Below are 21,962 nucleotides of genomic sequence, written 5' to 3' on the forward strand. Positions count from 1 at the left end.
CGTCAACGTCAGGGAACCATGACCGGGTGACCGTGGGCAACCCGGCGGACGAACGCACCTGGACGGTCGGCGAGCTCGCCGCCGACCTGGGTGTCACCACGCGCACGCTGCGGCACTACGAGGCCGAGGGCCTGCTCGCGCCGCGCCGCGAGGGCACGAACCGCGTCTACGACGACCGCGACCGCACCCGGCTCAAGCTCATCCTGCGCGGCCGCCGCTTCGGCATGACGCTGGCCGAGTGCCGCGAGATCGTCGACATGTACGACGGCGCGGCCACCTCGGAACGCCGGCAGCTCACCACGCTGCTCGCACGGCTGGACGAGATCGGCGCCGACCTGCGGCGCCGGGAGACCGACCTGCGGCGCACGCTCGCCGAGGTGGACGACGTCGCGGACCGTTGTCGGCAGCGCCTGTCGGAACTCACGGGGACGTCGCGCTGAGCTAACACAGACTTGACATAGCCAGGGACTTTGGTCATCCTTGACCCGGTCGGACGTCCGCGCGGGAGCGCTGAAATCGGACGTACGGTGCCGTTGGGCGGGGAACCCGAGGGATCCGGACGGATCCCACCTATGCAGCGAACCGGATTCCCCATGGCCCCCACTGCCCGCCGTGTCACCCGCCGAGCCGCCGTCGCCCTCGGCGCCGTCGCGCTCACCACCTGCTCGGTGGCCGTCGCCGCCCCGGCCGACGCCGCCGCCCGCTACGTCCGCACCGTCACCGTCGTCGAGGCCGCGAGCCACACCGCCCGGGTGACCACCACCGCCACCGCGAGCGCGACCGCCCGCGCGGGCGTCCCCGTCGCCTCCGTCACCGAGCGCGCGTCCGGACGGGGCTCGGCAACCGCCACCGCCCGCCGCACGGCCCGCTCGAGCGCGACCGTCCGCGCCGCCTCCCCCGCTCGCGCCGCGGCGCTGGCGAGGACCCGCGCGGCCCGGGCCGCGCGCGCCGCGGCGACCGTCCGCGCCCGGACCGCCGCCCGAGCGGCCGCCGCTGCCGTCGCCCGCCAGCGCGCCCTCGCCGCCGCCCGCCGGAACGCCCAGCAGGCCGCCGCCGCCGCCGTGACCGCCAAGGTCTCCGGCGGCACCACGACGTCCGCGCCCACCGCGTCCGGAACCCCGTGCGGCGGGGTCACCCCCGACGGCACCGCGAACTGGACGTGCACGTTCAGCGACGACTTCACCGGTACGGCACTCGACCGCACGAAGTGGTCCGCGGTCACCAGCGCCGACAGCGGCTTCGTCACCAACCTCGCCGAGTGCTTCGTCGACTCCCCGCAGAACATCGCGGTGTCGGACGGGACGCTGAAGCTCACCACCCGCGCGCAGGCCAACACCTGCCAGGACGGCCTGCGCGGCACCCGGGACGCCACCTGGACCAGCGGCTCGGTCTCGAGCATCGGCAAGTTCTCGCAGGCGTACGGCACGTTCTCCGTCCGCGCGAAGTTCCCGGCGACGACGGCGGCCGGGCTGCACTCGGCCATCTGGATGTGGCCGCAGGACGCGACGAAGTACGGCGCGTGGCCGCTGTCGGGCGAGCTCGACATCGCCGAGCGCTACAGCGTCCACCCCGACCGCGCGATCCCGTTCATGCACTACGACTACGACGCGACGACCGCACTGATGACCGCGGTGACGGGCGACTGGTCGCAGGGCTTCAGCGTCACCGGTACCAACGTCGACACGAACAACTTCTGCACGCAGACCGACCCGGACGGCTGGCACACCTACTCGATGACCTGGACGCCGACGTCCGTCTCGATCGTGTACGACGGCAGGCTCTGCCTCGCCAACACCTACTCGGCCCTGGGCCTGGCGCCGGGAGCCCCGTTCGACTCGCCGTTCTTCATGATTCTCACGCAGTCGCTGGGCGTGGCCGGGACGCAGAACGCGCCCACGGCGGCCACCCCGCAGGTGGGGACGACGGAGGTCGACTGGGTGCGCGCCTGGGCGGCGAGGTAGGACGCCGGCCCGGGGCGGCGCGAGGTCGGTCACGTCCCGGTCGGGAGCGATCCGGGGGCCCGGTAGCCTCCGGAACGTCGAGGGTGCCGCGGTTCCGCGGCCGGACGTCCGCAAGGAGGCGCACGTGCAGAAGGTGCTCATCGCGAACCGTGGCGAGATCGCGGTCCGGGTCATCCGGGCCTGTCGGGACGCCGGGTACACGTCGGTGGCGGTGTACGCCGATCCCGACCGCGACGCACTGCACGTGAAGGTGGCCGACGAGGCGTTCGCGCTCGGCGGCACCACCCCCGGTGACTCCTACCTCGTGATCGAGAAGGTGATCGACGCCTGCAAGAAGTCCGGCGCCGACGCCGTCCACCCGGGGTACGGCTTCCTGTCGGAGAACTCCGAGTTCGCGCAGGCCGTGATCGACGCGGGCCTCACCTGGATCGGCCCGTCGCCGAAGGCGATCGCCGACCTCGGCGACAAGGCCGTCGCCCGGCACATCGCCGAGCGCGCCGGCGCCCCGCTGGTCGCCGGCACCAAGGACCCGGTCAAGGACGCCGACGAGGTCGTCGCGTTCGCCGAGGAGCACGGCCTGCCGATCGCCATCAAGGCCGTCTACGGCGGTGGCGGTCGCGGCATGAAGATCGCCCGCGAGATGAAGGAGGTCGCCGACCTCTACGAGAGCGCGGTGCGCGAGGCGACGTCCGCCTTCGGCCGCGGCGAGTGCTTCGTCGAGCGTTACCTCGACCGCTCCCGCCACGTCGAGGCGCAGGTGCTCGCCGACCAGCACGGCAACGTCGTCGTCGTCGGCACCCGTGACTGCTCGCTGCAGCGCCGCAACCAGAAGCTCGTCGAGGAGGCGCCCGCGCCCTACCTCACCGACGAGCAGCGGCAGCGCATCCACGACTCGGCCAAGGCCATCTGCCGCGAGGCGGACTATCACGGTGCCGGCACCGTCGAGTACCTCGTCGGCAACGACGGCGTCATCAGCTTCCTCGAGGTCAACACCCGCCTGCAGGTCGAGCACCCGGTCACCGAGGAGACCAGCGGCGTCGACCTCGTCCGCGAGCAGTTCCGCATCGCCGAGGGCGAGACGCTGCGCTTCACCGAGGACCCCACCCCGCGCGGCCACGCTTTCGAGTTCCGCATCAACGGTGAGGACCCGGGCCGCAACTTCCTGCCCGCCCCCGGCACCGTCACCGACTACCGCGAGCCCGCCGGTCCGGGTGTGCGCGTCGACTCCGGCATCGAGGGACGGTCCGTCATCGGCGGCGCCTTCGACTCGCTGCTGGCCAAGCTGATCGTCACCGGCGAGAACCGCATGGAGGCACTGCAGCGTGCCCGCCGCGCGCTCGACGAGTTCGTCGTCGAGGGCATGGCCACGGCGCTGCCGTTCCACCGCGCCGTCGTGCGCGACGCCGCGTTCGCCACGGACGACGACACCCCGTTCACGATCTTCACCCGCTGGATCGAGACCGAGTTCGACAACCAGATCCCGCCCTTCGGCGGTGCCGCCGGCGAGGAGGACGAGGCCGCCGAGCGCGAGACCGTCGTCGTCGAGGTCGGCGGCAAGCGCCTCGAGGTCTCGCTGCCCGCCGGGTTCGGGGCCGGTTCCGGAGGTGGCGGACGGGCCGCCAAGAAGGCGCCCAAGCGGTCGTCGGGCAAGAAGGCGGGCGCGGCCGCGTCCGGCGACTCCCTCACCGCACCGATGCAGGGCACCATCGTCAAGCTCGCCGTCGAGGACGGCGCCACCGTCGAGGCCGGTCAGGCGGTCGTCGTGCTCGAGGCGATGAAGATGGAGCAGCCCATCACCGCGCACAAGGCCGGCGTCGTCACCGGTCTCACGGCCGAGGTGGGCGCCGTCGTCACCGCCGGCACCGTGCTCTGCGACATCAAGGACGCGGAGTAGCACCTGCCGTTCGCGCACGCCTGACCATGTCTCGCATTCACCGGGTTTGATCATCGTCAGCGGGAGTTTCGTCCGAAACGCCCCCGCTCCGTCCGACCGCGCGAGCCGGATTCGGTAAGAACCGTCCGCTCACGGTTAGATCTGTCGACGTTGATCGACTCGGATGACGACCGCGAGATGCTCGCGGACAGGACGGTGCAGATGACGGCCGCGTTCCGGCTGCAGGTGGCAGGGCGGTGCGACCTCGTCGCATCGGAGGCGTACCGCTTCGAGCGGCGCATCTTCGAACAGTTCTACGGCATCGGCCCGGACGCGCACGACGCCGAGTTCGCGGCGTTCAACGCGCGCTCGGTGTTCGTGTCGGTGACCGACGCCCTCGACAACGTGGTCGGGCACATGCGGCTCATCCACCCCGGCCCCGACCCGGTCGCCGAGCCGGTCAAGACCGTCGTCGAGGCCGCGCTGCAGCCGTGGTTCCTCGACATCCACCGCTCGATCCGCGCCGCCGGCATCGACGCCCACCGCACGTGGGACGTCGGCACCCTCGCCGTCGACCGCAGCATCGGCCGCAACCGCACCCTGGTGCTCGGCGCGCTGTACCACGCGCTGGTGCGGCTGGCCGAGGCCAACGACATCCGCCACCTGCTCATGACCGTCGACGAGCGGGTGCGCACCACGCTGCGGCTGGTCGGACTGCCGACCACCGCGCTGCCGGGCGCCCGTCCCCTGCCGTGGTGCGGGTCGGCGGCGAGCACCCCGGTGTGGGGCAACTGCGACGACATGCTGGCCCATCAGCGGCGGCACAACCCCGAGGCCCACCGGCTCGTCCGGCTGGGTGTCGGCCTGGGCGACGTCGCGCTGCCCACCGACCCGGACGCCTACCTGCTCGGTGCGCTCGGCCCGTTCGCGGTGCCCGCCGTGTCCGCCGCGCCGGCGGTGCCCGTCGGGCCGGCGGTCCTGCCCGTCTGACGCGTCAGCTGCGGCAGGCCGGGGGCGGAGGCCGTCCAGGTCTCGGCCCACGTCTCGAGCACGTCCGCCGGCAGCGGGCGGGTGAAGTGATAGCCCTGCATGACGTCGACGCCCATGGCGATCAGGGCGGCCGAGGTCGCCGCGTCCTCCACGCCCTCCGCGACGACGCGCAGGCCCAGGGCGTGGGCGAGCCGCACCGTCGAGTCGACGATCGTGGCCGTCCGCGGGTCGTCGATCATCGAGCCGACGAACGACCGGTCGATCTTGAGCTCCTCGACCGGCAGGTGGCGCAGGTAGGCGAGGGACGAGAAGCCGGTGCCGTAGTCGTCGACGGCCACCTGCAGCCCGGCGGCACGCACGTCGGCCAACACCGTGCGCGCCCGCTCCGGATCGTTCACGAAGGAGTCCTCGGTGACCTCGAGGACGAAGTCGGACGCCGACAGGCCCGAGCCCTCCAGCGCGGCCAGCAGCTGACGCACGAAGGTGCCGCTGAGCAGCTCGGGGGGCGCGCAGTTCAGCGCGACGCGGACGTTCCACCCGTGCGCCCGCCAGCGACGCATGTCGGCGACCGTGTGGCGGATGACCGCCTCGCTGAGCCGCGGCATGAGCCCGGCGTGACGCACCGTCGACAGGAAGGCCTGCGGCGTCTCGATCGTCCCGCTCGGGTGGTGCCACCGCACCAGCGCCTCGATGCCCACCACCGACTGGTCGGTCGCGTCGATCTGCGGTTGGTAGTGCACGCGGAACTGGTCGTGCGTGATCGCCTTGCGCACCTCCTCGACGAGCCGCAGCCGGCGCCGGGTGAACTCGTCGGTCTCGGGCTCGTACATCGAGATGCCGGTCGAGCGCTCCTTCGCCTGGTACATGGCGATGTCCGCGCGGCGCAGCAGCGCCGAGCCCGCGGTGTCGGCCTCGGTGCGGGTGGCGATGCCGATCGAGGCGGACACGACGATCTCGAACCCGTCGACCGAGTCGGGCCGCTGCACCTCGTCGAGCGCGAGCCGGGCAACCTCGAACAGCTCGAGCTCGTCCGAGGTGGGCACGACGAGCGCGAACTCGTCGCCGCCGAGCCGGGCGACGAGCACGTTGCGCGGCAGCACGTCCCGCATCCGGGCGGCGGCGGTGCGCAGGATGGTGTCGCCGAAGTCGTGGCCGAGGGTGTCGTTGATGTCCTTGAACCCGTCCAGGTCCATGATCATCAGGCCGAACGGGTGACCGGCGGCGAGTGCCTCGGTGAGCCGCTGGTTGATCGCTCGCCGGTTCGGCAGGCCGGTGAGGTCGTCGGTCTGCGAGAGCTCGATCGCGCTCGCGGCGGTGTTGGCGTCGCGCAACGCGATGATCAGGCGGGTGCCCGTGACGATCAGCGTCGCGGCGGCGACGAGCTCGACCGCCATACCGAGCTCGAGGCTCGGTCCGGCGAGCAGCACGAGAATGGCGGCGATCGACGAGACGGCCAGCACCGCCGCCGGTGCCTGGCCCGGACGGGCGGACAGCCGCGGCGGGCGGGGCGAGCCCGCGGCGCCGACGAACAGCGCGAACCCGGCTCCCCACAGCACGACGCTCAGCACGCTGGAGCCGGTGCTGCCCTGGGCGACGCGGTTGGCGAACGTCGCGTCCGCGATGCAGAGCAGGACGAAGCCCGCGACGAACTGCGCGCTGCGGCGGTTGCGGCCGCGCACCCGCAGCGCCACCTGCGCGACGACGAGCCCGGCGAGGGCCAGGTCGAGCACGGGGTAGAGCAGTGCCACCCACGACGCCAGGTCGGACCCGCCGATCACCAGCGCGACGAAGGGCCCCGCGGCGCAGGCGCTGCCGCCACAGACGATGGCGGCGTCGAGCGAGGCGGCGAGGGTCCGGGCGGGACGCTGGTCGAGATCGAGCACGAGGTACATCGCGACGAGCAGATAGCTGACGAGGAACAGCAGCTCGCCCGCGGCCAGGTGCGTGCCGTCGCCCGCGTGCGGGGACGCGTTCTGCAGCGACGCCGACTCCACGCACCACAGCAGCAACCCCGCCAGGGCGAGCAGGAACACGCCGCGGCGCGCGGGCCACCGCCGGGCGGCGAGCACCAGCCGGGCGCACAGCACGCCGAAGAACACCAGGCAGAACCACGTGACCGCGGTGCGGTCGGGCTGCATCCGCACGCCGTTGACCACGAAGTTCACCCCGACGCCGAGGGGCAGCAGCACCCACACGAGCCGCGCCAGCACACGATCAGCCCGCTGCATGCGCCACCCCCGTCCAGGACTCCTCACTGCACCATCGGCCGTCCGACGCAGAACTTGACCCGTCGACCTCAAGCCGATCTCACATCGGTCGATAGAGGTCACATGAGCTGGACCGCCGCCTTCGTGCCGAGGGACGTCACGCTCGCGAAACGCCTGGCGACGGTGCTGACCGTCGTCGCGGCCGTCGTCACCATGGCGACGGCCCTGCTCGGACTCGCCCCGTCCGGCGGGTCGTGGGGCGTGTTCGCGATCGTGGGTCCCGTGCTGGTGCTCGTGGGCGTGGCCGCGATCCGGACGCTCCCCGAGCCGCCCGCCTGGCTGTGGGCGCTGTTCCCGCTGGGAGCCACGGCGACCATCGCGGTCGCCGACGTCGCCACCGGCGACGCCGGCATCACCGCGCAGATCTTCTTCGTCTTCCCGGTGCTGTACGCGGGCGCGCAGCTGCGCCGTCCCGCCGCGGTCGCGGTGACCGCGCTGGCCGCCTGCTCCCACCTCGTCGTCACCTTCACCGCGCTGCCCGCCCACGTGGCCGCGGTCGACGCCGTCTACGTCGTCGGCGTGCTGGTGGTGGCCGCGGCGCTGCTGGTGCACGCCGGCGAGCGCGCCGAGCAGCTCGTCGCCCGGCTGCAGGAACAGGCCGCCATCGACCCGCTCACCGGCCTCGTCACCCGGCGGGTGCTCGACTCGGCGGCGACGTCGGCGCTGCGCAGTGCCGGCAGCGACGGCGGCACCGCGCTGCTGCTCGTCGACCTCGACCACTTCAAGGCGATCAACGACGTGCACGGTCACCCGGCGGGGGACCTCGTGCTGCGCGAGGTCTCGGCGGTGCTGCACCGCGTCGGGCGCCGCACCGACGTGGTCAGCCGCATGGGCGGGGACGAGTTCGCGGTCCTGCTCGCCGGGTGCGACCTGGCCGCCGCCGAGGCGCTGGCCCAGGAGATCGTCGAACGCGTGCGCGCACTGCGCATCGACGTCGGCGGGCTCACGATGGCCGGCGAGGAGCGGGCCACCGTGCTCGAGGTGACCGCGTCGGTCGGCCTCGCGCACCTGCCCACCCACGCCCGGGACGTGCACGCGCTCTACCGCGCGGCGGACGCCTCGCTGTACCGCGCCAAGCGCGCCGGACGCAACCGCTGCGCCGACCTGCAGCTCGACGCCGCCTGAGCCGACGGCACCGCCGGACCCGGCCGGGCGCTCAGTCGCGGATCCAGTCGAAGCTCAGCCCCACGGCGTGCTTCCAGTCGGCGTGCCGGCGTTGCCGCTCGGTCGCCGCCATCGTGGGCGTCCACTCGGCGGCGCGGTGCCAGTTGCGGCGCAGACCCTGCAGGTCGGGCCAGAACCCCACCGACAGCCCCGCGGCGTACGCGGCCCCGAGCGACACCGTCTCGGTCGTCATCGAGCGGACGACGGGCACGTCGAGCACGTCGGCGATCATCTGCATGAGCAGGTTGTTCGACGTCATGCCGCCGTCGACGGTGAGCGAGGTCAGCGGCGACGACGTCGCGGCGTTCATGGCGTCGACGACGTCCTTGGTCTGCCACGCCGTCGCCTCGAGCACGGCCCGCGCCAGGTGCCCGCGGGTGATGTAGGACGTGAGCCCCGCGATGATGCCGCGGGCGCTCGGCTGCCAGTGCGGCGCGAACAGCCCGGAGAACGCGGGCACGACGTAGCACCCGCCGGTGTCGTCCACGCTGCGGGCGAGGGTCTCGATCTGGGCGGCGGTCTCGACCATGCCCAGGCTGTCGCGGAACCACTGCACCAGCGCGCCCGTGACCGCGATCGACCCCTCGATGGCGTACACGGCGCGCTCGCCGGGCAGCTGGTAGGCGACCGTCGGCAGCATGCCGTTGACGGGCAGCACCGCCTCGGTGCCGACGTTGAGCAGCACGAAACTGCCGGTGCCCAGCGTGCACTTCGCCTGACCGGGGTCGAAGGCCGTCTGCCCGAACAGCGCCGCCTGCTGGTCACCCAGCGCGGCGGCGACCGGCACCCCGTCGATCGGGCCGCGGGCGGCACCGAACGTGGCCGTCGACGGGCGGACGGCCGGCAGCAGCGCGGGCGGGACGCCGAAGAACTCGACGAGCCACGGGTCCCAGTCGAGCGTGCGCAGGTCCATGAGCATCGTCCGGCTGGCGTTGGTCACGTCCGTGACGTGCACGCCGCCGTCGACCCCGCCGGTGAGGTTCCACGTCAGCCAGCTCTCCATCGTGCCGAACAGCAGCTCCCCCGCCCGGGCCCGCGCGGCGATGCGCGGCTCCCGGTCGAGCAGCCACCGCAGCCGCGGCGCGGAGAAGTACGCCGACATCGGCAGCCCGCTGCGGGCGGCGACCTCCGCGGCCTGCGGCCCGGCCGCGAGCTCGGCGGCCAGCTGTTGCGAGCGGGTGTCCTGCCAGCTGATCGCGCGGGTCACCGGACGCCCGGACGCCCGCTCCCACAGCACGAAGGTCTCGCGCTGGTTGGCGATGCCCAGCGCGGCGATGTCGCTCGCGCCGGCACCCGACTCGGCGAGCACCGTCTCGACGGCCCGCTGCGTGTTGCGCCAGATCTCGGCCGCGTCGTGCTCCACGTGCCCGGGCTGCGGGAAGTACTGGCGGTGCTCGTACTGCCCCACCGACACGACGTGCGCCGACTGGTCGAACAGGATGGCGCGCGTCGACGTGGTGCCCTGGTCGACGGCGAGCACGAACCGGGCGCCGGTCATCGCGGGCTCGCCCCCGCCCGCCGGCGCAGGACCTCCGCGCGGCTGGCCGCGAGCTCGATCGCGATGTGGCGCGCGCACTCGGTGACCCGCTCGACCAGTTCGGGGGCCGGGGCCGCCCGTCCGACCCCGAGCGCGTCGGGGTGGCCCACCACGCCGACGGCCGCGACGACCAGACCGCCGGTGTCGCGGACCGGCGCGGCGAGCCCCGCCCACCCGTGGCGGTACTCGTCGCAGTCGGTGGCGACACCCGCCGTGCGCACCTGCCGCAGCTCCGCGGCCAGGGCGGCCGGGTCGGTGATCGTGCGGTGGGTGAGGCGCCGCGGCGCGGACGGGGCGAGCGACGGGCTGTAGGCCAGCAGCACCTTGCCCAGCGCGGTCGCGTGCGCGGGCAGCAGCGTGCCCACCTCGGTGCGCTGCGGACTGCCGTCCGGACGGAACACGTGGTGGACGACCTCGGCGTCCCGGCTGCCGCTGGCGCGCCCGCCGTTCGCGCCGCGCGCCAGGACGGCCACGAGCACGCTGTGGCCGGTGCGGGCGGCGAGCGGGTCCGCCCAGTTCATCGAGCGGGCGCGCACCTCGTGGGGGTCGAGGTAGGCCGACCCGGCAGCGCCGCCGGCCACCCCGAGCCCCAGCGCGGGATCGACCAGGCGGTAGCGGCCGGTGGTCGGGTCCTGCACGACGAACCCGACCTCGACCAGCGTGCGGACGATGCCGTGGGTCGTCCCCTTGGCCAGGTGCAGCGCCGATCCGAGCTCGCCCAGGCTCAGTTCTCCCGGCGGCGCGGCCAGCAGCCGCAGCGCCGCCGCCGCCCGTTCGATCGACTGGATGAGGCCCGGCATGCGCCGGATCGTAGGCGCCCGCGCACCGACCGTTCGACATTGTCGACCGCGGGTCGTTGTCGGAGTGTGACCGCGTTCATAGCGTCGACGTCACCGACGCGAGGAAGCCGGTTCCCCGCGGGGTCACCAGCACGACACAACCGAGGCACTTCACCGACGAGGGGAGCACGGCAGTGGTCGACGAGACGGCAAGGCGCGAGAGGCCCGAGGGGGAGGTGGAGCTGCCTTCGGCGACGGAGTACGAACCGACGACGAAGGCCGAGCTCGCCGCCGAGTTCTTCGGCACGATGATCCTGATCCTGTTCGGGTGCGGCGTGGTCGCCCAGGTGGTGGCCGGTGGCGAGGGCCTCGGCGACCACGACTCCATCAGCTGGGCGTGGGGCCTGGGCGTCATGCTCGGCATCTTCGTCGCCGGGCGGGTCAGCGGCGCCCACCTCAACCCGGCCGTGACGGTCGCGCTCGCCGCCTTCCAGGGTTTTCCGGCGCGCAAGATCGCGCCGTACGTCGTCGCGCAGTTCCTCGGCGCGTTCGTGGCCGCGCTGCTCGTGCGCTGGAACTACAGCGAGGTGCTCGCCAAGTTCGACCCCACCAACACCATCAAGTCGCAGGGCGTGTTCTCGACCCTGCCGGGCAACGGCGGACTGCCGGTGAGCGAACTGGGAGCGCTGCGCGACCAGATCATCGGCACCGCGATCCTCGTGTTCCTGATCTTCGCCATCACCGACGTGCGCAACAGCCCGCCGCTGGCCAACCTCGCCCCCCTGATCATCGGTCTGCTCGTCGTCGCCATCGGCATGGCCTGGGGCACCGACGCCGGCTACGCCATCAACCCCGCCCGTGACTTCGGGCCGCGCCTGGCCTCGTTCTTCACCGGCTACGGCGGAGCGATGCGCGACCAGTACGGCAACTTGTACTTCTGGGTGCCCATCGTCGGCCCGCTGATCGGCGGCCTCGTGGGCGGCGCGCTCTACAAGTTCGGCATGGGCCGCTTCATGCCCCGCGAGGACCAGACCCCCGCATCCTGACCGTCACCCCGCACGTCCCACCCGAAATCCTTCGGAAGGAACCACACCATGGCTGACTTCGTCGGCGCGATCGACCAGGGCACCACCAGCACGCGTTTCATGATCTTCGACCACGGCGGAAACGAGGTGGCGCGGCACCAGCTCGAGCACGAGCAGATCCTGCCGCAGGCCGGCTGGGTCGAGCACAACCCGGTCGAGATCTGGGACCGGTCCCGGTCGGTCATCCAGTCGGCCCTCACCAAGGCCAACCTCGAACCGTCCGACCTGGCCGCGATGGGCATCACCAACCAGCGCGAGACGACCGTCGTGTGGAACAAGAACACCGGCCGTCCGTACTACAACGCGATCGTCTGGCAGGACACCCGCACCGACCGCATCGCCTCCAAGCTCGAGCGCGACGGCAAGGGCGACCTCATCCGGCAGCGCGCCGGCCTGCCCCCGGCGACCTACTTCTCCGGCGGCAAGATCCAGTGGATCCTCGAGAACGTCGACGGGGTGCGCGAGGCGGCCGAGAAGGGCGACGCCATCTTCGGCAACACCGACACCTGGCTGCTGTGGAACCTCACCGGCGGCCCGGACGGCGGCGTGCACGTCACCGACCCCACCAACGCCAGCCGCACCATGTTCATGGACCTCGAGACCCTCGACTGGGACGACGAACTGCTCGGCCTGTTCGGGGTGCCGCGGCAGATGCTGCCCGAGATCAAGCCGTCGTCCTGCCCCGAGGGCTACGGCGAGACGAGCATCGCCGCGTTCCGCGGCATCAAGCTCACCGGCGACCTCGGCGACCAGCAGGCCGCCATGTTCGGTCAGGTGTGCTTCGCGCCCGGCGAGGCCAAGAACACCTACGGCACCGGCAACTTCCTGCTGCTCAACACCGGCACCGAACTCGTCCGCAGCGAGAACGGGCTGCTGACGACGGTCTGCTACAAGATCGGCGACGACGCCCCGGTGTACGCGCTCGAGGGTTCGATCGCCGTCACCGGGTCGGCCGTGCAGTGGCTGCGCGACCAGCTCGGCATCATCTCCGGCGCGTCCGAGATCGAGGGTCTCGCCCGCCGCGTCGACGACAACGGCGGGGTGTACTTCGTGCCCGCGTTCTCGGGTCTGTTCGCCCCCTACTGGCGCTCGGACGCCCGCGGCGCCATCGTCGGGCTCTCCCGCTACAACACCAACGCCCACCTGGCCCGGGCCACGCTCGAGTCGATCTGCTACCAGAGCCGCGCGGTGTCCGAGGCCATGGAGGCCGACTCGGGCGTCCACGTCGACGTGCTCAAGGTCGACGGCGGCGTCACCGTCAACGAGCTGTGCATGCAGCTGCAGGCCGACATCCTCGGCGTGCCCGTCAGCCGTCCGGTCGTCGCCGAGACCACCGCGCTGGGTGCCGCGTACGCCGCGGGTCTGGCGGTCGGTTTCTGGAAGAACACCGACGAGCTGCGCGAGAACTGGAACGAGTCCAAGCGCTGGGACCCCGAGTGGTCCGACGACCAGCGCCGCGACGGGTACGCGGGATGGCAGAAAGCGGTGGAGCGCACGCTCGACTGGGTGGATGTCGACTGACCTCGCGGGAAGGCTGAACACGTGACAGGCACCGAATTCACCCTCGGCCCGGACGACCGGGCCACCGCACTCGAGCGCATGCGGACGGAGGAACTGGACGTCCTCATCATCGGCGGCGGGGTCGTCGGGGCGGGCGCCGCGCTCGACGCCGTGACCCGAGGGCTGACGGTGGGGCTCATCGAGGCCCGCGACTACGCCTCCGGAACGTCGAGCCGCTCGACCAAGCTGTTCCACGGCGGGCTGCGCTACCTCGAGCAGTTCGACTTCCACCTGGTGTTCGAGGCGCTCAAGGAGCGCGGGCTCGTGCTCAACCGGCTCTGCCCGCACCTGGCCAAGCCGGTGCCGCTCATCTACCCGCTCGAGAACTGGTTCGACCGGGCGTACGTCGGCATGGGCATCGGCGTGTACGACGTGATGGGCGGCGGCCGCGGCGTGCCCCACCACATGAAGCACATGGGCAAGCGCGCGACCATGGCGTCCTTCCCGTCCGGCAAGGGCACCGCGATCCGCGGGGCGATCAGGTTCTACGAGGGCCAGGTCGACGACGCCCGCCACACGATGATGCTGGCGCGCACGGCGGCGCACTTCGGTGCGTACTGCGCCAACAGCACGCGGGCGGTCGGCTTCCTGCGCGAGGGCGAGAAGGTCGTCGGCGTCCGCGTGAAGGACCTCGAGGGCGGCGACGAGTTCGACATCCGCGCGCAGCAGGTGATCAACGCCGCCGGCGTGTGGACGGACGAGATCCAGGAGATGGTGGGCGGCCGCGGCCAGTTCCGGGTGCGGGCGTCCAAGGGCGTGCACGTGGTCGTGCCCCGCAACCGCATCAACTCGGCCACGGGCATCATCGCCCGCACCGCGAAGAGCGTCCTGTTCATCGTGCCGTGGGGCAGCCACTGGATCGTCGGCACCACCGACACCGACTGGGACCTCGACCTCGCGCACCCGGCCGCCAGCCAGCAGGACATCGACTACCTGCTGGACCAGGCGAACCGGCTGCTCGCCGACCCGCTCACCCGCGAGGACGTCATCGGCGTGTACGCCGGGCTGCGCCCACTGCTGGCGGGCGAGTCGGACAGCACGTCCAAGCTGTCGCGCGAGCACGCCGTCTCGTCACCGGTGCGCGGCCTGACGGTCATCGCCGGCGGCAAGTACACGACCTACCGCGTCATGGCGAAGGACGCGGTCGACTCGGTCGTGCACGACATGGAGGCGCGCATCCCCGAGTCGATCACCGAGAACGTGCCGCTGGTCGGGGCGGACGGCTACCACGCGCTGTGGAACTCACGGCGCCTGATCGCCGCGCGAACCGGGCTTCGGGTCGGGCAGGTCGAGCACCTGCTCGGCCGCTACGGCTCGTTGATCGACGAGGTCCTGGCCCTGACCAAGGACCGTCCGGAGCTGGCCGAGCCGCTGCCCGGCGCGCCGGAGTACCTCAAGGTCGAGGCGCTGTACGCGGCCACGCACGAGGGGGCCCGGCACCTCGAGGACGTGCTCACCCGCCGTACGCGGCTGTCCATCGAGGTCCCGGACCGCGGGGTCGAGGCCGCCCCGCACGTCGCCGAGCTGATCGCGCCCGTGCTCGGCTGGGACGCCGCGACCGTCGAGCGCGAGCTCGAGCACTACACGCAGCGGGTCGCGGCCGAACGGGAGTCGCAGCACCAGGCCGACGACCAGACCGCGGACTCGGCACGCCTCGGCGCGCCGGACGTGCGCATGGGCGCCGCCTCGTAACGCCTTCTACGGCGAGTTGGTGGCGTTCCGGTCCGGTTCTGCCACCAACTCGCCGTAGGAGATGCGCGTCAGGGGGTGCGACGCGCCAGAATGCGCGTGATCATCTCGGCGCGGCGGCGGGCCAGCGTGCCCATCTCGTCCGTGCGCCGCTGCACCCCGGGAACGTCCGTGCCGGGCGTGAACACCATCGCCCAGCCCTCCTGCTCCAGCTGCGGCACCCGCTCGACGATCTCGTCCTGCGGCACGTGATGGGTGCCGCCGAACTCGTGGCCGTCGTCGACGATCGCCACGAGCACGTGCCCGTCGGGCACGTCGGCGCACGCCGCGACGATGACCTCGGCGTGGTCGGCGAAGACGCCTGCTGCGCGCGCCTTGCCCAGCGCGGCCTGCTTGGCCTCGGGGGACCAGTCACCGTGGTTCGTCATCGTGCACCTCTCACGTTCCGTCAGTCCAGATCGTCGTGCAGCATCAGGCGACGGGCCGCCTCGGCCACCGATCCCGCCAGGGACGGGTAGACGCCGATGGTCGCCGCCAGATGGTTCACCGTGAGCGACCGCTGCACCGCGAAGGTCACCGGGAAGATCAGCTCGGACGCGCCGGGCGCCACGATCACCGCGCCGATCACGGCGCCGGTGGTGGCCCGGCAGTAGAGCTTGACGAACCCTTCCTGGTGGCCCTGCATCTTCGCCCTGGCGTTGGTCGCCAGTGGCACCATCACCGAACGCGCATCGACCTCGCCTGATTCCACGGCCGCGGTGCCCACGCCGACGGTGGCGATCTCGGGGTTCGTGAACACGTTCGCGGCCACCGTCTTGAGCCGCAGCGGGGCCACCGCCTCGCCGAGGGCGTGCCACATGGCCAGCCGTCCCTGCATGCCCGCGACCGAGGCGAGCAGCAGCACGCCGGTGCAGTCGCCGGCCGCGTACACCGACGGCACCGACGTGCGGGACACCCGGTCGACCTTGATGTAGCCGTTGTCGTCGCGCTCGACGCCGACGTGCTCGAGCCCCAGCCCGTCGACGTTGGGCACCGACCCGACGCACATCAGCGCGTGCGAGCCGCCGACGACGCGGCCGTCGACGAGTTCGACCTCGACGCCTGAGCCGGTGTTGCGCACGGCCGCCGCCCGCGCCTGCTTGACCAGGGTTCCGCCGCGGCTGGTGAACACCCGTTCGATGACGTCCGCGGCGTCGGGGTCCTCGCCGGGCAGCACGCGGTCGCGGCTGGACACCAGCGTGACCGGCACCCCGGCCTCGCTGTAGCCGCTCGCGAACTCGGCCCCGGTGACCCCGGACCCGATCACGATCAGGTGCTCGGGCACCTCCTTGAGGTCGTAGACGTCGCGCCACGACAGGATCCGTTCCCCGTCGGGCACGGCTGTGGGCAGAACCCGGGGGGTGCCGCCGGTGGCGAGCAGGACGACGTCCGCCTCGAGCGTGTCGAGCACCTCCCCGGACGGGTCGGTCACCTCGACGCGGTGGGCGCGGACGGGCTGGTCGGCCGCGAAGCGTCCCCGGCCCTCGACGAGGGTCACGCCCTCGCGCACCAGCCGGTCGGCGATGTCGCTCGACTGCTGGTGGGCGAGGTCCTTGATGCGCTCGTTGACGGCGGCGAAGTCGACGTCCACCTCGCCCGTGCCCACACCGACCCGGGCCGAGTCGCGCAACGCGGTCACCCGGTCGCTGGTCGAGATCAGGGTCTTGCTGGGCACGCAGTCGGTCAGGACGCAGGCCCCGCCGATGCCGTCGCCGTCGACGACGGTCACCGCCGCCCCCAGCTGGGCCGCCACCAGGGCCGCCTCGTACCCGGCCGGTCCGCCGCCGATCACCACAATGCGCGTCGCCACCACGCCGTCATTGTCCTCCCAGCCGTCGGGCTCGGTACGCTCCCCACCGATGGATGGGGCAACGTGAGCAGCACAGGCGGCCTGTACGCCGCCTACGGCTCCAACATGGACCCCGAGCAGATGCTCGAGCGCTGCCCCCACTCCCCCGCCGCGGGCACCGGATGGCTGCCGGGGTGGCGGCTCACCTTTGGCGGCGAGGACCTCGGCTGGGACGGGGCGCTGCCGATGATCGTCCCCGACGCCGACAGCCAGGTGTTCGTGGCCCTCTACGACGTCTCCCCCCACGACTGGAAGACCCTCGACTACTGGGAGGCCGCCGACACCGGCCTCTACGAGAAGATCCGGCTGCGCGTCTCGACCCTCGAGGGCGACGAGCTGGCCACCTTCTACGTGCTGGAGGGGTTCGAGGGCGGGCTGCCGTCCGCCCGCACGATCGGGCTCATCGCCGACGCCGCCGAGGCCGCCGGCGCGCCCGGCGAGTACGTCACCGACCTGCGCGGCCGGGAGTGCCGGTCGCTCGGCGAGTGATTCAGCCGGCCAGCGCCGTGTGCGCGAGCGCCACCGTGTAGCGCACGCCCACCTCGAGCGCCTGCTCGTCGATGTCGAAGGTGCCCTGGTGCAGGTCGAACGGTGACCCGCCGGGTGCCCGGACCCCGAGCCGGGCGAGCGCGCCGGGCACGGTGTCGAGGTACCAGGCGAAGTCCTCGCCGCCCATGCTCTGCTCGGTGTCGACGAGGGCCGCGGGCCCCAGGGCGGCGACCACCGCGGAGCGCTGCAGGTCGGCGGCCGCGGCGTCGTTCACGACCGGCGGCACGCCACGTTGGTAGGTGGTCTCGGCGGTGACGCCGAGCGGCGAGACGATCTCGTCGACCAGCGCGCGCACCAGCGAGCCGGCGGCGGCCCAGGCGTCGCGGTCGAACACGCGCAGCGTGCCACTCAGCTCGGCCGAGCGCGGGATCGCGTTGGCGGCGCGTCCGGCGGTCACCGACCCCCAGACCATCGACAGCGCCGCCCGCGGGTCGACCCGCCGTGACAGCACGCCGGGCAGGTCCGTGATCAGCCGCCCGGCGGCGTAGACCACGTCCTGCGTGAGATGCGGACGGGCGGTGTGCCCTCCGCTGCCGGTGAGCCGCACGTCGACCTGGTCGCACGCCGCGGTGATCGGGCCGCTGCGCACGCCGACGTGGCCGGTCTCGATGCGCGGATCGCAGTGCAGCGCGAAGATCTGGCGGACGCCCGCGAGATGCCCGGCCTCGACGACGGTCGGCGCACCGCCGGGCACGGTCTCCTCGGCCGGTTGGAAGATCAAACGCACGGTGCCGGTGGCGGGCGGTGCCGCGGCGAGCTCGCGCGCGACGCCGAGCAGGATCGCGGTGTGCGCGTCGTGGCCGCAGCCGTGGCAGACACCCGCCACCGTCGAGCGGTACGGCACCGCCTTCTCGTCCTGCAGCGGTAGTGCGTCGATGTCGGCGCGCAACGCGACGACGGGAGAGCCCGAGCCGATGTCGCACACCGCGCCGGTGCCGCGCGGCAGCACCTGCGGACGCAGGCCCAGCGCGCGCAGCTGCCCGACGACCAGTTCGGTCGTGCGGTGCTCGGCGAACGCCAGCTCCGGGTGCGCGTGCAGCTCGCGCCGCAGCGTGACGACGTCCAGGGGTTCGAGGTTCTCGGCGGCGCTCAAAGATTCAGCCCGTCCTTCATCTCGCTGACCAGCAGGTCGACGACCGGCTCGAGCCTGCCCTCGTGCGCGGCCGCGGCGGCGCGCTGGCGCTGGTAGCTGCCGCCCCGCTCGATGAGCTTCGGGATGAGCTCGAGCTCGGCGACGCAGTCGAGCCGGCGCGCGATGGGCAGCAGGTCCTCGACGAGGTCGTGGATCGCCTGCACCACCGGCTGCACCCGTCCGGTGTTGTCCGTGACGATCTCGGCGTCGAGGCCGTAGCGCGCGGCGCGCCACTTGTTCTCGCGCACCAGCCACGGCCGCGGCGAGGGCAGGGTGTACCCGTCGTCGAGCTGGCGGTCGAAGCGCTCGACGAGGCACTGCGCGAGCGCGGCGACGCACGTGATCTCATCCAGCGAGGGCAGGCCGTCGCAGATGCGCAGCTCGACGGTGCCGAAGTTCGGGTGGGGCCGGATGTCCCACCACACCTCACGGATGGACTCGATCGCGTGCGAGTGCACGAGGATGTCCATGTAGCGCTCGAACTCCTCCCACCCGCCGAGCTGGTACGGCAGGCCGGCGGTGGGCAGCGCCTCGAAGACCTTCGAGCGGTAGGACGCGAGGCCGGTGTCGGAGCCGATCCAATAGGGCGAGCTCGCCGACAGGGCGAGGAAGTGCGGCAGGTACTGCAGCAGCGCGTTGACGATCGGGATCGCCTTCTCGTTGCCGCGGATGCCGCAGTGCACGTGCACGCCGAAGATCTGCAGCTGACGCGCCATCCACTGGTTGCGCTCGATCAGCGCGTGGTAGCGCTCGTTCTCGGTGATGCGCTGGGTCGACCAGTCGGTCATGGGGTGGGTGCCGCTGCACATCAGCCCGATGTTGCGGTCGGCGGCGATGGCCTGCAGCTCGCCGACGGTGCCGGCGAGGTCGGCGCGGGCCTCGGCCACCGTCTGGCAGATGCCGGTGATGACCTCGACGCACGACTGGAACAGCTCGTGCTTCGCCTTCGGGTGCTCCCCGTCGCCCTCCGGCGAGATCGCGGCGAGCAGGGCGTCGGACGCGCCGGTGAGCTCGCGGGTGTCGAGGTCGACGAGCTCGAGTTCCCACTCGACGCCCAGGCTCGTGCGCTCGGACGGCGAGAAGTCGATGTGCATCCCGTGAGCCTAGGCGGTGCGCGCCCTCCGCGGCCCGGCGACGGCGCGAGGGCACCGTTAGGATGGGTTGCGGTGCGCCGGGAAGTCTGGTCGGCAGTCCTGTCACCGACCCCGAGGACGCCCGTGCCTGCTCCGTTCCGCCTCTTCGCCCGCGGCTCGCGCGACGAGTCACGCCGCATCGCCGACGTGCTGCGCGCCGAGACGACCGGCGGCCTGCTGCTCGTCGTCGCCGCCCTGGTCGCGATCGTCTGGGCCAACACCGCCGCCGCCGACACCTACGAGTCGCTGCGGGACCTGCGCATCGGCCCGTCCGCCCTGCATCTCGACCTGACGCTCGGCACCTGGGCGGCGGACGGCCTGCTGGCGATCTTCTTCTTCGTCGCGGGCCTCGAGCTCAAGCGCGAGTTCGTGGCCGGCGACCTGCGGGACCCGCGGCGGGCGGCGCTGCCCGTGGTGGCGGCGGTCGCGGGCATGGCGGTGCCGGCCGTCGTCTACACGCTGGTGAACGTCGCGGGTGACGGCGACCTCGTCGGCTGGGCCATCCCCACCGCCACCGACATCGCGTTCGCGGTGGCCGTGCTCGCCGTCATCAGCACCCACCTGCCGTCCGGGTTGCGGACGTTCCTGCTGACCCTCGCGGTCGTCGACGACCTGCTCGCGATCACGATCATCGCGCTGTTCTACACGTCCACGTTGCAGCCGCTGTGGCTGCTGGCGGCGCTCGTGCCGATCGCCGGGTTCGGCGTGCTGGTGCAGAAGCGGGTGCGCTCGTGGTGGGTGCTCGTGCCGCTCGCGCTCGTCGCCTGGGTGTTCGTGCACGAGAGCGGCGTGCACGCCACCGTCGCCGGCGTGCTGCTGGCCTTCACCGTCCCGGTGATGCGCCGCGACGGCGACCGCGAACGTCCCGGCATGGCCGAGCACCTCGAACACGTCGTACGTCCGCTGTCGGCGGGCTTCGCGGTGCCGGTCTTCGCGTTCTTCGCCGCGGGCGTCGCCGTCGGCGGCTGGTCGGGTCTGGGCGGCGCACTGCGCGACCCGATCGCCATCGGCATCGCCGCCGGCCTGGTGATCGGCAAGGCCGTCGGCATCTTCGGCGCGACCTGGCTGCTGGCGCGCTTCACCCGCGCCGACCTGGACGACGACCTCGCCTGGGTCGACGTGATAGGCATCGCGCTGCTCGCCGGTATCGGTTTCACGGTGTCGCTGCTCATCGGGGAGCTGGCGTTCGGGGCCGGCTCGGTGGCGGACGAGCACGTGAAGGTCGGCGTGCTCGTCGGGTCGCTGGTGGCGGCCGCGTTCGCCACCGCGGTGCTGCGCGCCCGCAACCGGGTGTACCGGCGTTGCGAGCAACGGGAGGCCGCTCAGGCCTGAGGGCGGTCCAGCGCCTCGAGGATGCGGGTAGCCGCCTGGTCGGGGGTGAGCCGCTCGGCGCGCACCTCGGCCTCGGCGGTGGTGACGACATCGCGGACGTCCGGCCGGCGCAGCCGTCCGAGCAGACGGTCGCGCACGAGGTCCCGCGTCCACGACACGAGCTGGTCGCTGCGCTTGCGCTCGAGACCGCCGTGCTCGTCGAGCCAGGCGCGGTGGCGCTGCACGTGCTTCCACACCCGGTCGAGGTTGATGTCGTGCAGCCCGCTGCACGTGACCACCGGCGTCTGCCAGTCGTCGTCCGGGCCGCGCAGGAAGCGCAGCGCCGCCGACAGCTCCCGTCCGGCCTTCTCCGACTCGGTCTCGTGCTGCTCGTCCGCCTTGTTCACCGCGATGACGTCGGCGAGTTCGAGGATGCCGCGCTTCATGCCCTGCAGCTGGTCGCCCGTGCGGGCGAGGGTGAGGAACAAGAACGTGTCGACCATGTCGGCCACCACGTACTCGCTCTGCCCGACGCCGACGGTCTCGACGAGCACGACGTCGTAGCCGGCCGCCTCCATCACCAGCATGGTCTCGCGGGTCGCCTTGGCGACGCCGCCGAGTGTGCCGGCGGACGGGGACGGGCGGACGAACGCGTTCTCGTCGACGGCCAGCCGTGCCATGCGCGTCTTGTCGCCGAGGATCGAGCCGCCGGTGCGTCCGGACGACGGGTCGACGGCCAGCACCGCCACCTTGTGTCCCTCGGCGATCAGGTTGACGCCGAGCTGGTCGATGAACGTCGACTTGCCGACCCCGGGCACGCCGGTGATGCCGACCCGCTGCGCGTCGCCGGTGTCGGGCAGCAGCCGCGCCAGCAGCTGCTGCGCCTGTTCGCGGTGGTCGTCGCGCCGCGACTCGACCAGCGTGATCGCCTTCGCGATCGCGGCCCGCCGGCCCCCGCGGACCCCGTCCGCCAGCTCCGCCACGTCCACGGCCGGCCGCGTCACTGGCACCCTCGTGAGTTGACTGGCACGGTCCGGCCTTCGC

General features: G+C 72.5%; 18 protein-coding genes. 10 read left to right on the forward strand and 8 right to left on the reverse strand.

All coding sequences use genetic code 11. From position 1 onward, the window contains the following. Window positions 1-26 precede the first annotated feature (26 nt). From ACYVP9_RS18640 to ACYVP9_RS18655, 4 genes are all read left to right on the forward strand, one after another. Window positions 27-440 (forward strand): MerR family transcriptional regulator, encoded by a 414-nt coding sequence (locus ACYVP9_RS18640; RefSeq protein ID WP_460606441.1) that lies wholly within the window; start codon window positions 27-29, stop codon window positions 438-440. Between the two features lie 153 nt (window positions 441-593). Further along, window positions 594-1,961, forward strand: coding sequence for a glycoside hydrolase family 16 protein (locus tag ACYVP9_RS18645; protein WP_460606442.1), 1,368 nt, complete (start codon window positions 594-596; stop codon window positions 1,959-1,961). A 124-nt stretch (window positions 1,962-2,085) separates the two neighbouring features. After that, window positions 2,086-3,855 (forward strand): acetyl/propionyl/methylcrotonyl-CoA carboxylase subunit alpha, encoded by a 1,770-nt coding sequence (locus ACYVP9_RS18650; RefSeq protein WP_460606443.1) that lies wholly within the window; start codon window positions 2,086-2,088, stop codon window positions 3,853-3,855. Window positions 3,856-4,005: 150 nt separating this feature from the next. Continuing rightward, window positions 4,006-4,824 carry a hypothetical protein gene (locus tag ACYVP9_RS18655; protein ID WP_460606444.1) on the forward strand — a complete coding sequence of 273 codons (819 nt, stop codon included), beginning with the start codon at window positions 4,006-4,008 and terminating at the stop codon, window positions 4,822-4,824. On the opposite strand, the gene ACYVP9_RS18660 is transcribed toward ACYVP9_RS18655, so the two are convergent. Next, window positions 4,734-7,052 carry a putative bifunctional diguanylate cyclase/phosphodiesterase gene (locus ACYVP9_RS18660; protein ID WP_460606445.1) on the reverse strand — a complete coding sequence of 773 codons (2,319 nt, stop codon included), beginning with the start codon at window positions 7,050-7,052 and terminating at the stop codon, window positions 4,734-4,736. The genes ACYVP9_RS18655 and ACYVP9_RS18660 overlap by 91 nt on opposite strands. A 102-nt stretch (window positions 7,053-7,154) precedes the next feature. Between ACYVP9_RS18660 and ACYVP9_RS18665 the strand changes: the two genes are divergently transcribed. Next, entirely contained in the window at window positions 7,155-8,216 is a 1,062-nt protein-coding gene (locus tag ACYVP9_RS18665; RefSeq protein ID WP_460606446.1) for a GGDEF domain-containing protein, read from the forward strand. A gap of 31 nt (window positions 8,217-8,247) precedes the next feature. Here ACYVP9_RS18665 and glpK (ACYVP9_RS18670) read toward each other — a convergent pair whose 3' ends face one another. After that, on the reverse strand, window positions 8,248-9,753 hold the full coding sequence (gene glpK, locus ACYVP9_RS18670; protein ID WP_460606447.1) for an FGGY family carbohydrate kinase: 1,506 nt from the start codon (window positions 9,751-9,753) through the stop codon (window positions 8,248-8,250). Further along, window positions 9,750-10,592, reverse strand: coding sequence for an IclR family transcriptional regulator (locus ACYVP9_RS18675; RefSeq protein WP_460606448.1), 843 nt, complete (start codon window positions 10,590-10,592; stop codon window positions 9,750-9,752). The genes glpK (ACYVP9_RS18670) and ACYVP9_RS18675 overlap by 4 nt, the downstream gene beginning before the upstream one ends. Before the next feature lie 215 nt (window positions 10,593-10,807). Here ACYVP9_RS18675 and ACYVP9_RS18680 point away from each other — a divergent pair, with 215 nt between their 5' ends. From ACYVP9_RS18680 to ACYVP9_RS18690, 3 genes are all read left to right on the forward strand, one after another. Next, the gene (locus ACYVP9_RS18680) at window positions 10,808-11,617 is read left to right on the forward strand and encodes an MIP/aquaporin family protein (RefSeq protein ID WP_460606449.1); all 810 of its coding nucleotides are present in this window, start codon (window positions 10,808-10,810) and stop codon (window positions 11,615-11,617) included. Window positions 11,618-11,665: 48 nt separating this feature from the next. Then, window positions 11,666-13,177, forward strand: a complete 1,512-nt coding sequence (gene glpK, locus ACYVP9_RS18685) for a glycerol kinase (protein WP_460606450.1) — start codon at window positions 11,666-11,668, stop codon at window positions 13,175-13,177. A gap of 78 nt (window positions 13,178-13,255) precedes the next feature. After that, on the forward strand, window positions 13,256-14,908 hold the full coding sequence (locus ACYVP9_RS18690; protein WP_460606616.1) for a glycerol-3-phosphate dehydrogenase/oxidase: 1,653 nt from the start codon (window positions 13,256-13,258) through the stop codon (window positions 14,906-14,908). Between the two features lie 68 nt (window positions 14,909-14,976). Here ACYVP9_RS18690 and ACYVP9_RS18695 read toward each other — a convergent pair whose 3' ends face one another. Next, the gene (locus tag ACYVP9_RS18695; protein ID WP_460606451.1) at window positions 14,977-15,333 is read right to left on the reverse strand and encodes a hypothetical protein; all 357 of its coding nucleotides are present in this window, start codon (window positions 15,331-15,333) and stop codon (window positions 14,977-14,979) included. A gap of 20 nt (window positions 15,334-15,353) precedes the next feature. Further along, the gene (locus ACYVP9_RS18700; protein WP_460606452.1) at window positions 15,354-16,757 is read right to left on the reverse strand and encodes an NAD(P)H-quinone dehydrogenase; all 1,404 of its coding nucleotides are present in this window, start codon (window positions 16,755-16,757) and stop codon (window positions 15,354-15,356) included. Window positions 16,758-16,817: 60 nt separating this feature from the next. On the opposite strand from ACYVP9_RS18700, the gene ACYVP9_RS18705 reads away from it, so the two are divergent. Then, a complete protein-coding gene (locus ACYVP9_RS18705) occupies window positions 16,818-17,282 on the forward strand; it encodes a gamma-glutamylcyclotransferase family protein (RefSeq protein WP_460606453.1) in 465 nt (154 codons plus the stop codon). Window position 17,283: 1 nt separating this feature from the next. Here the strand turns inward: ACYVP9_RS18705 and ACYVP9_RS18710 are convergent, their stop codons facing one another. Together ACYVP9_RS18710 and ACYVP9_RS18715 are read right to left on the reverse strand one after the other, a co-directional pair. Continuing rightward, entirely contained in the window at window positions 17,284-18,435 is a 1,152-nt protein-coding gene (locus ACYVP9_RS18710; RefSeq protein WP_460606454.1) for a zinc-binding metallopeptidase family protein, read from the reverse strand. Then, a complete protein-coding gene (locus ACYVP9_RS18715; RefSeq protein ID WP_460606455.1) occupies window positions 18,432-19,568 on the reverse strand; it encodes a glutamate--cysteine ligase 2 in 1,137 nt (378 codons plus the stop codon). The genes ACYVP9_RS18710 and ACYVP9_RS18715 overlap by 4 nt, the downstream gene beginning before the upstream one ends. Before the next feature lie 123 nt (window positions 19,569-19,691). Here ACYVP9_RS18715 and nhaA point away from each other — a divergent pair, with 123 nt between their 5' ends. Continuing rightward, on the forward strand, window positions 19,692-20,939 hold the full coding sequence (gene nhaA / locus ACYVP9_RS18720) for a Na+/H+ antiporter NhaA (RefSeq protein ID WP_460606456.1): 1,248 nt from the start codon (window positions 19,692-19,694) through the stop codon (window positions 20,937-20,939). Here nhaA and meaB read toward each other — a convergent pair. Then, entirely contained in the window at window positions 20,930-21,922 is a 993-nt protein-coding gene (meaB, locus tag ACYVP9_RS18725; RefSeq protein WP_460606457.1) for an ArgK/MeaB family GTPase, read from the reverse strand. The two genes, nhaA and meaB, sit on opposite strands and share 10 nt — an antisense overlap. Between the last annotated feature and the right edge of the window lie 40 nt (window positions 21,923-21,962).

The organism is Jatrophihabitans fulvus (assembly GCF_054781375.1).

What these genes read in the sequence shown, in the direction of transcription:
- ACYVP9_RS18645 (WP_460606442.1), top strand. Translation starts at nt 594, where the DNA reads ATGGCCCCCACTGCCCGCCGTGTCACCCGCCGAGCCGCCGTCGCCCTC.
- ACYVP9_RS18660 (WP_460606445.1), bottom strand. Translation starts at nt 7,052, where the DNA reads ATGCAGCGGGCTGATCGTGTGCTGGCGCGGCTCGTGTGGGTGCTGCTG.
- ACYVP9_RS18665 (WP_460606446.1), top strand. Translation starts at nt 7,155, where the DNA reads ATGAGCTGGACCGCCGCCTTCGTGCCGAGGGACGTCACGCTCGCGAAA.
- glpK (WP_460606447.1), bottom strand. Translation starts at nt 9,753, where the DNA reads ATGACCGGCGCCCGGTTCGTGCTCGCCGTCGACCAGGGCACCACGTCG.
- ACYVP9_RS18675 (WP_460606448.1), bottom strand. Translation starts at nt 10,592, where the DNA reads ATGCCGGGCCTCATCCAGTCGATCGAACGGGCGGCGGCGGCGCTGCGG.
- glpK (WP_460606450.1), top strand. Translation starts at nt 11,666, where the DNA reads ATGGCTGACTTCGTCGGCGCGATCGACCAGGGCACCACCAGCACGCGT.
- ACYVP9_RS18690 (WP_460606616.1), top strand. Translation starts at nt 13,256, where the DNA reads ATGCGGACGGAGGAACTGGACGTCCTCATCATCGGCGGCGGGGTCGTC.
- ACYVP9_RS18695 (WP_460606451.1), bottom strand. Translation starts at nt 15,333, where the DNA reads ATGACGAACCACGGTGACTGGTCCCCCGAGGCCAAGCAGGCCGCGCTG.
- ACYVP9_RS18715 (WP_460606455.1), bottom strand. Translation starts at nt 19,568, where the DNA reads ATGCACATCGACTTCTCGCCGTCCGAGCGCACGAGCCTGGGCGTCGAG.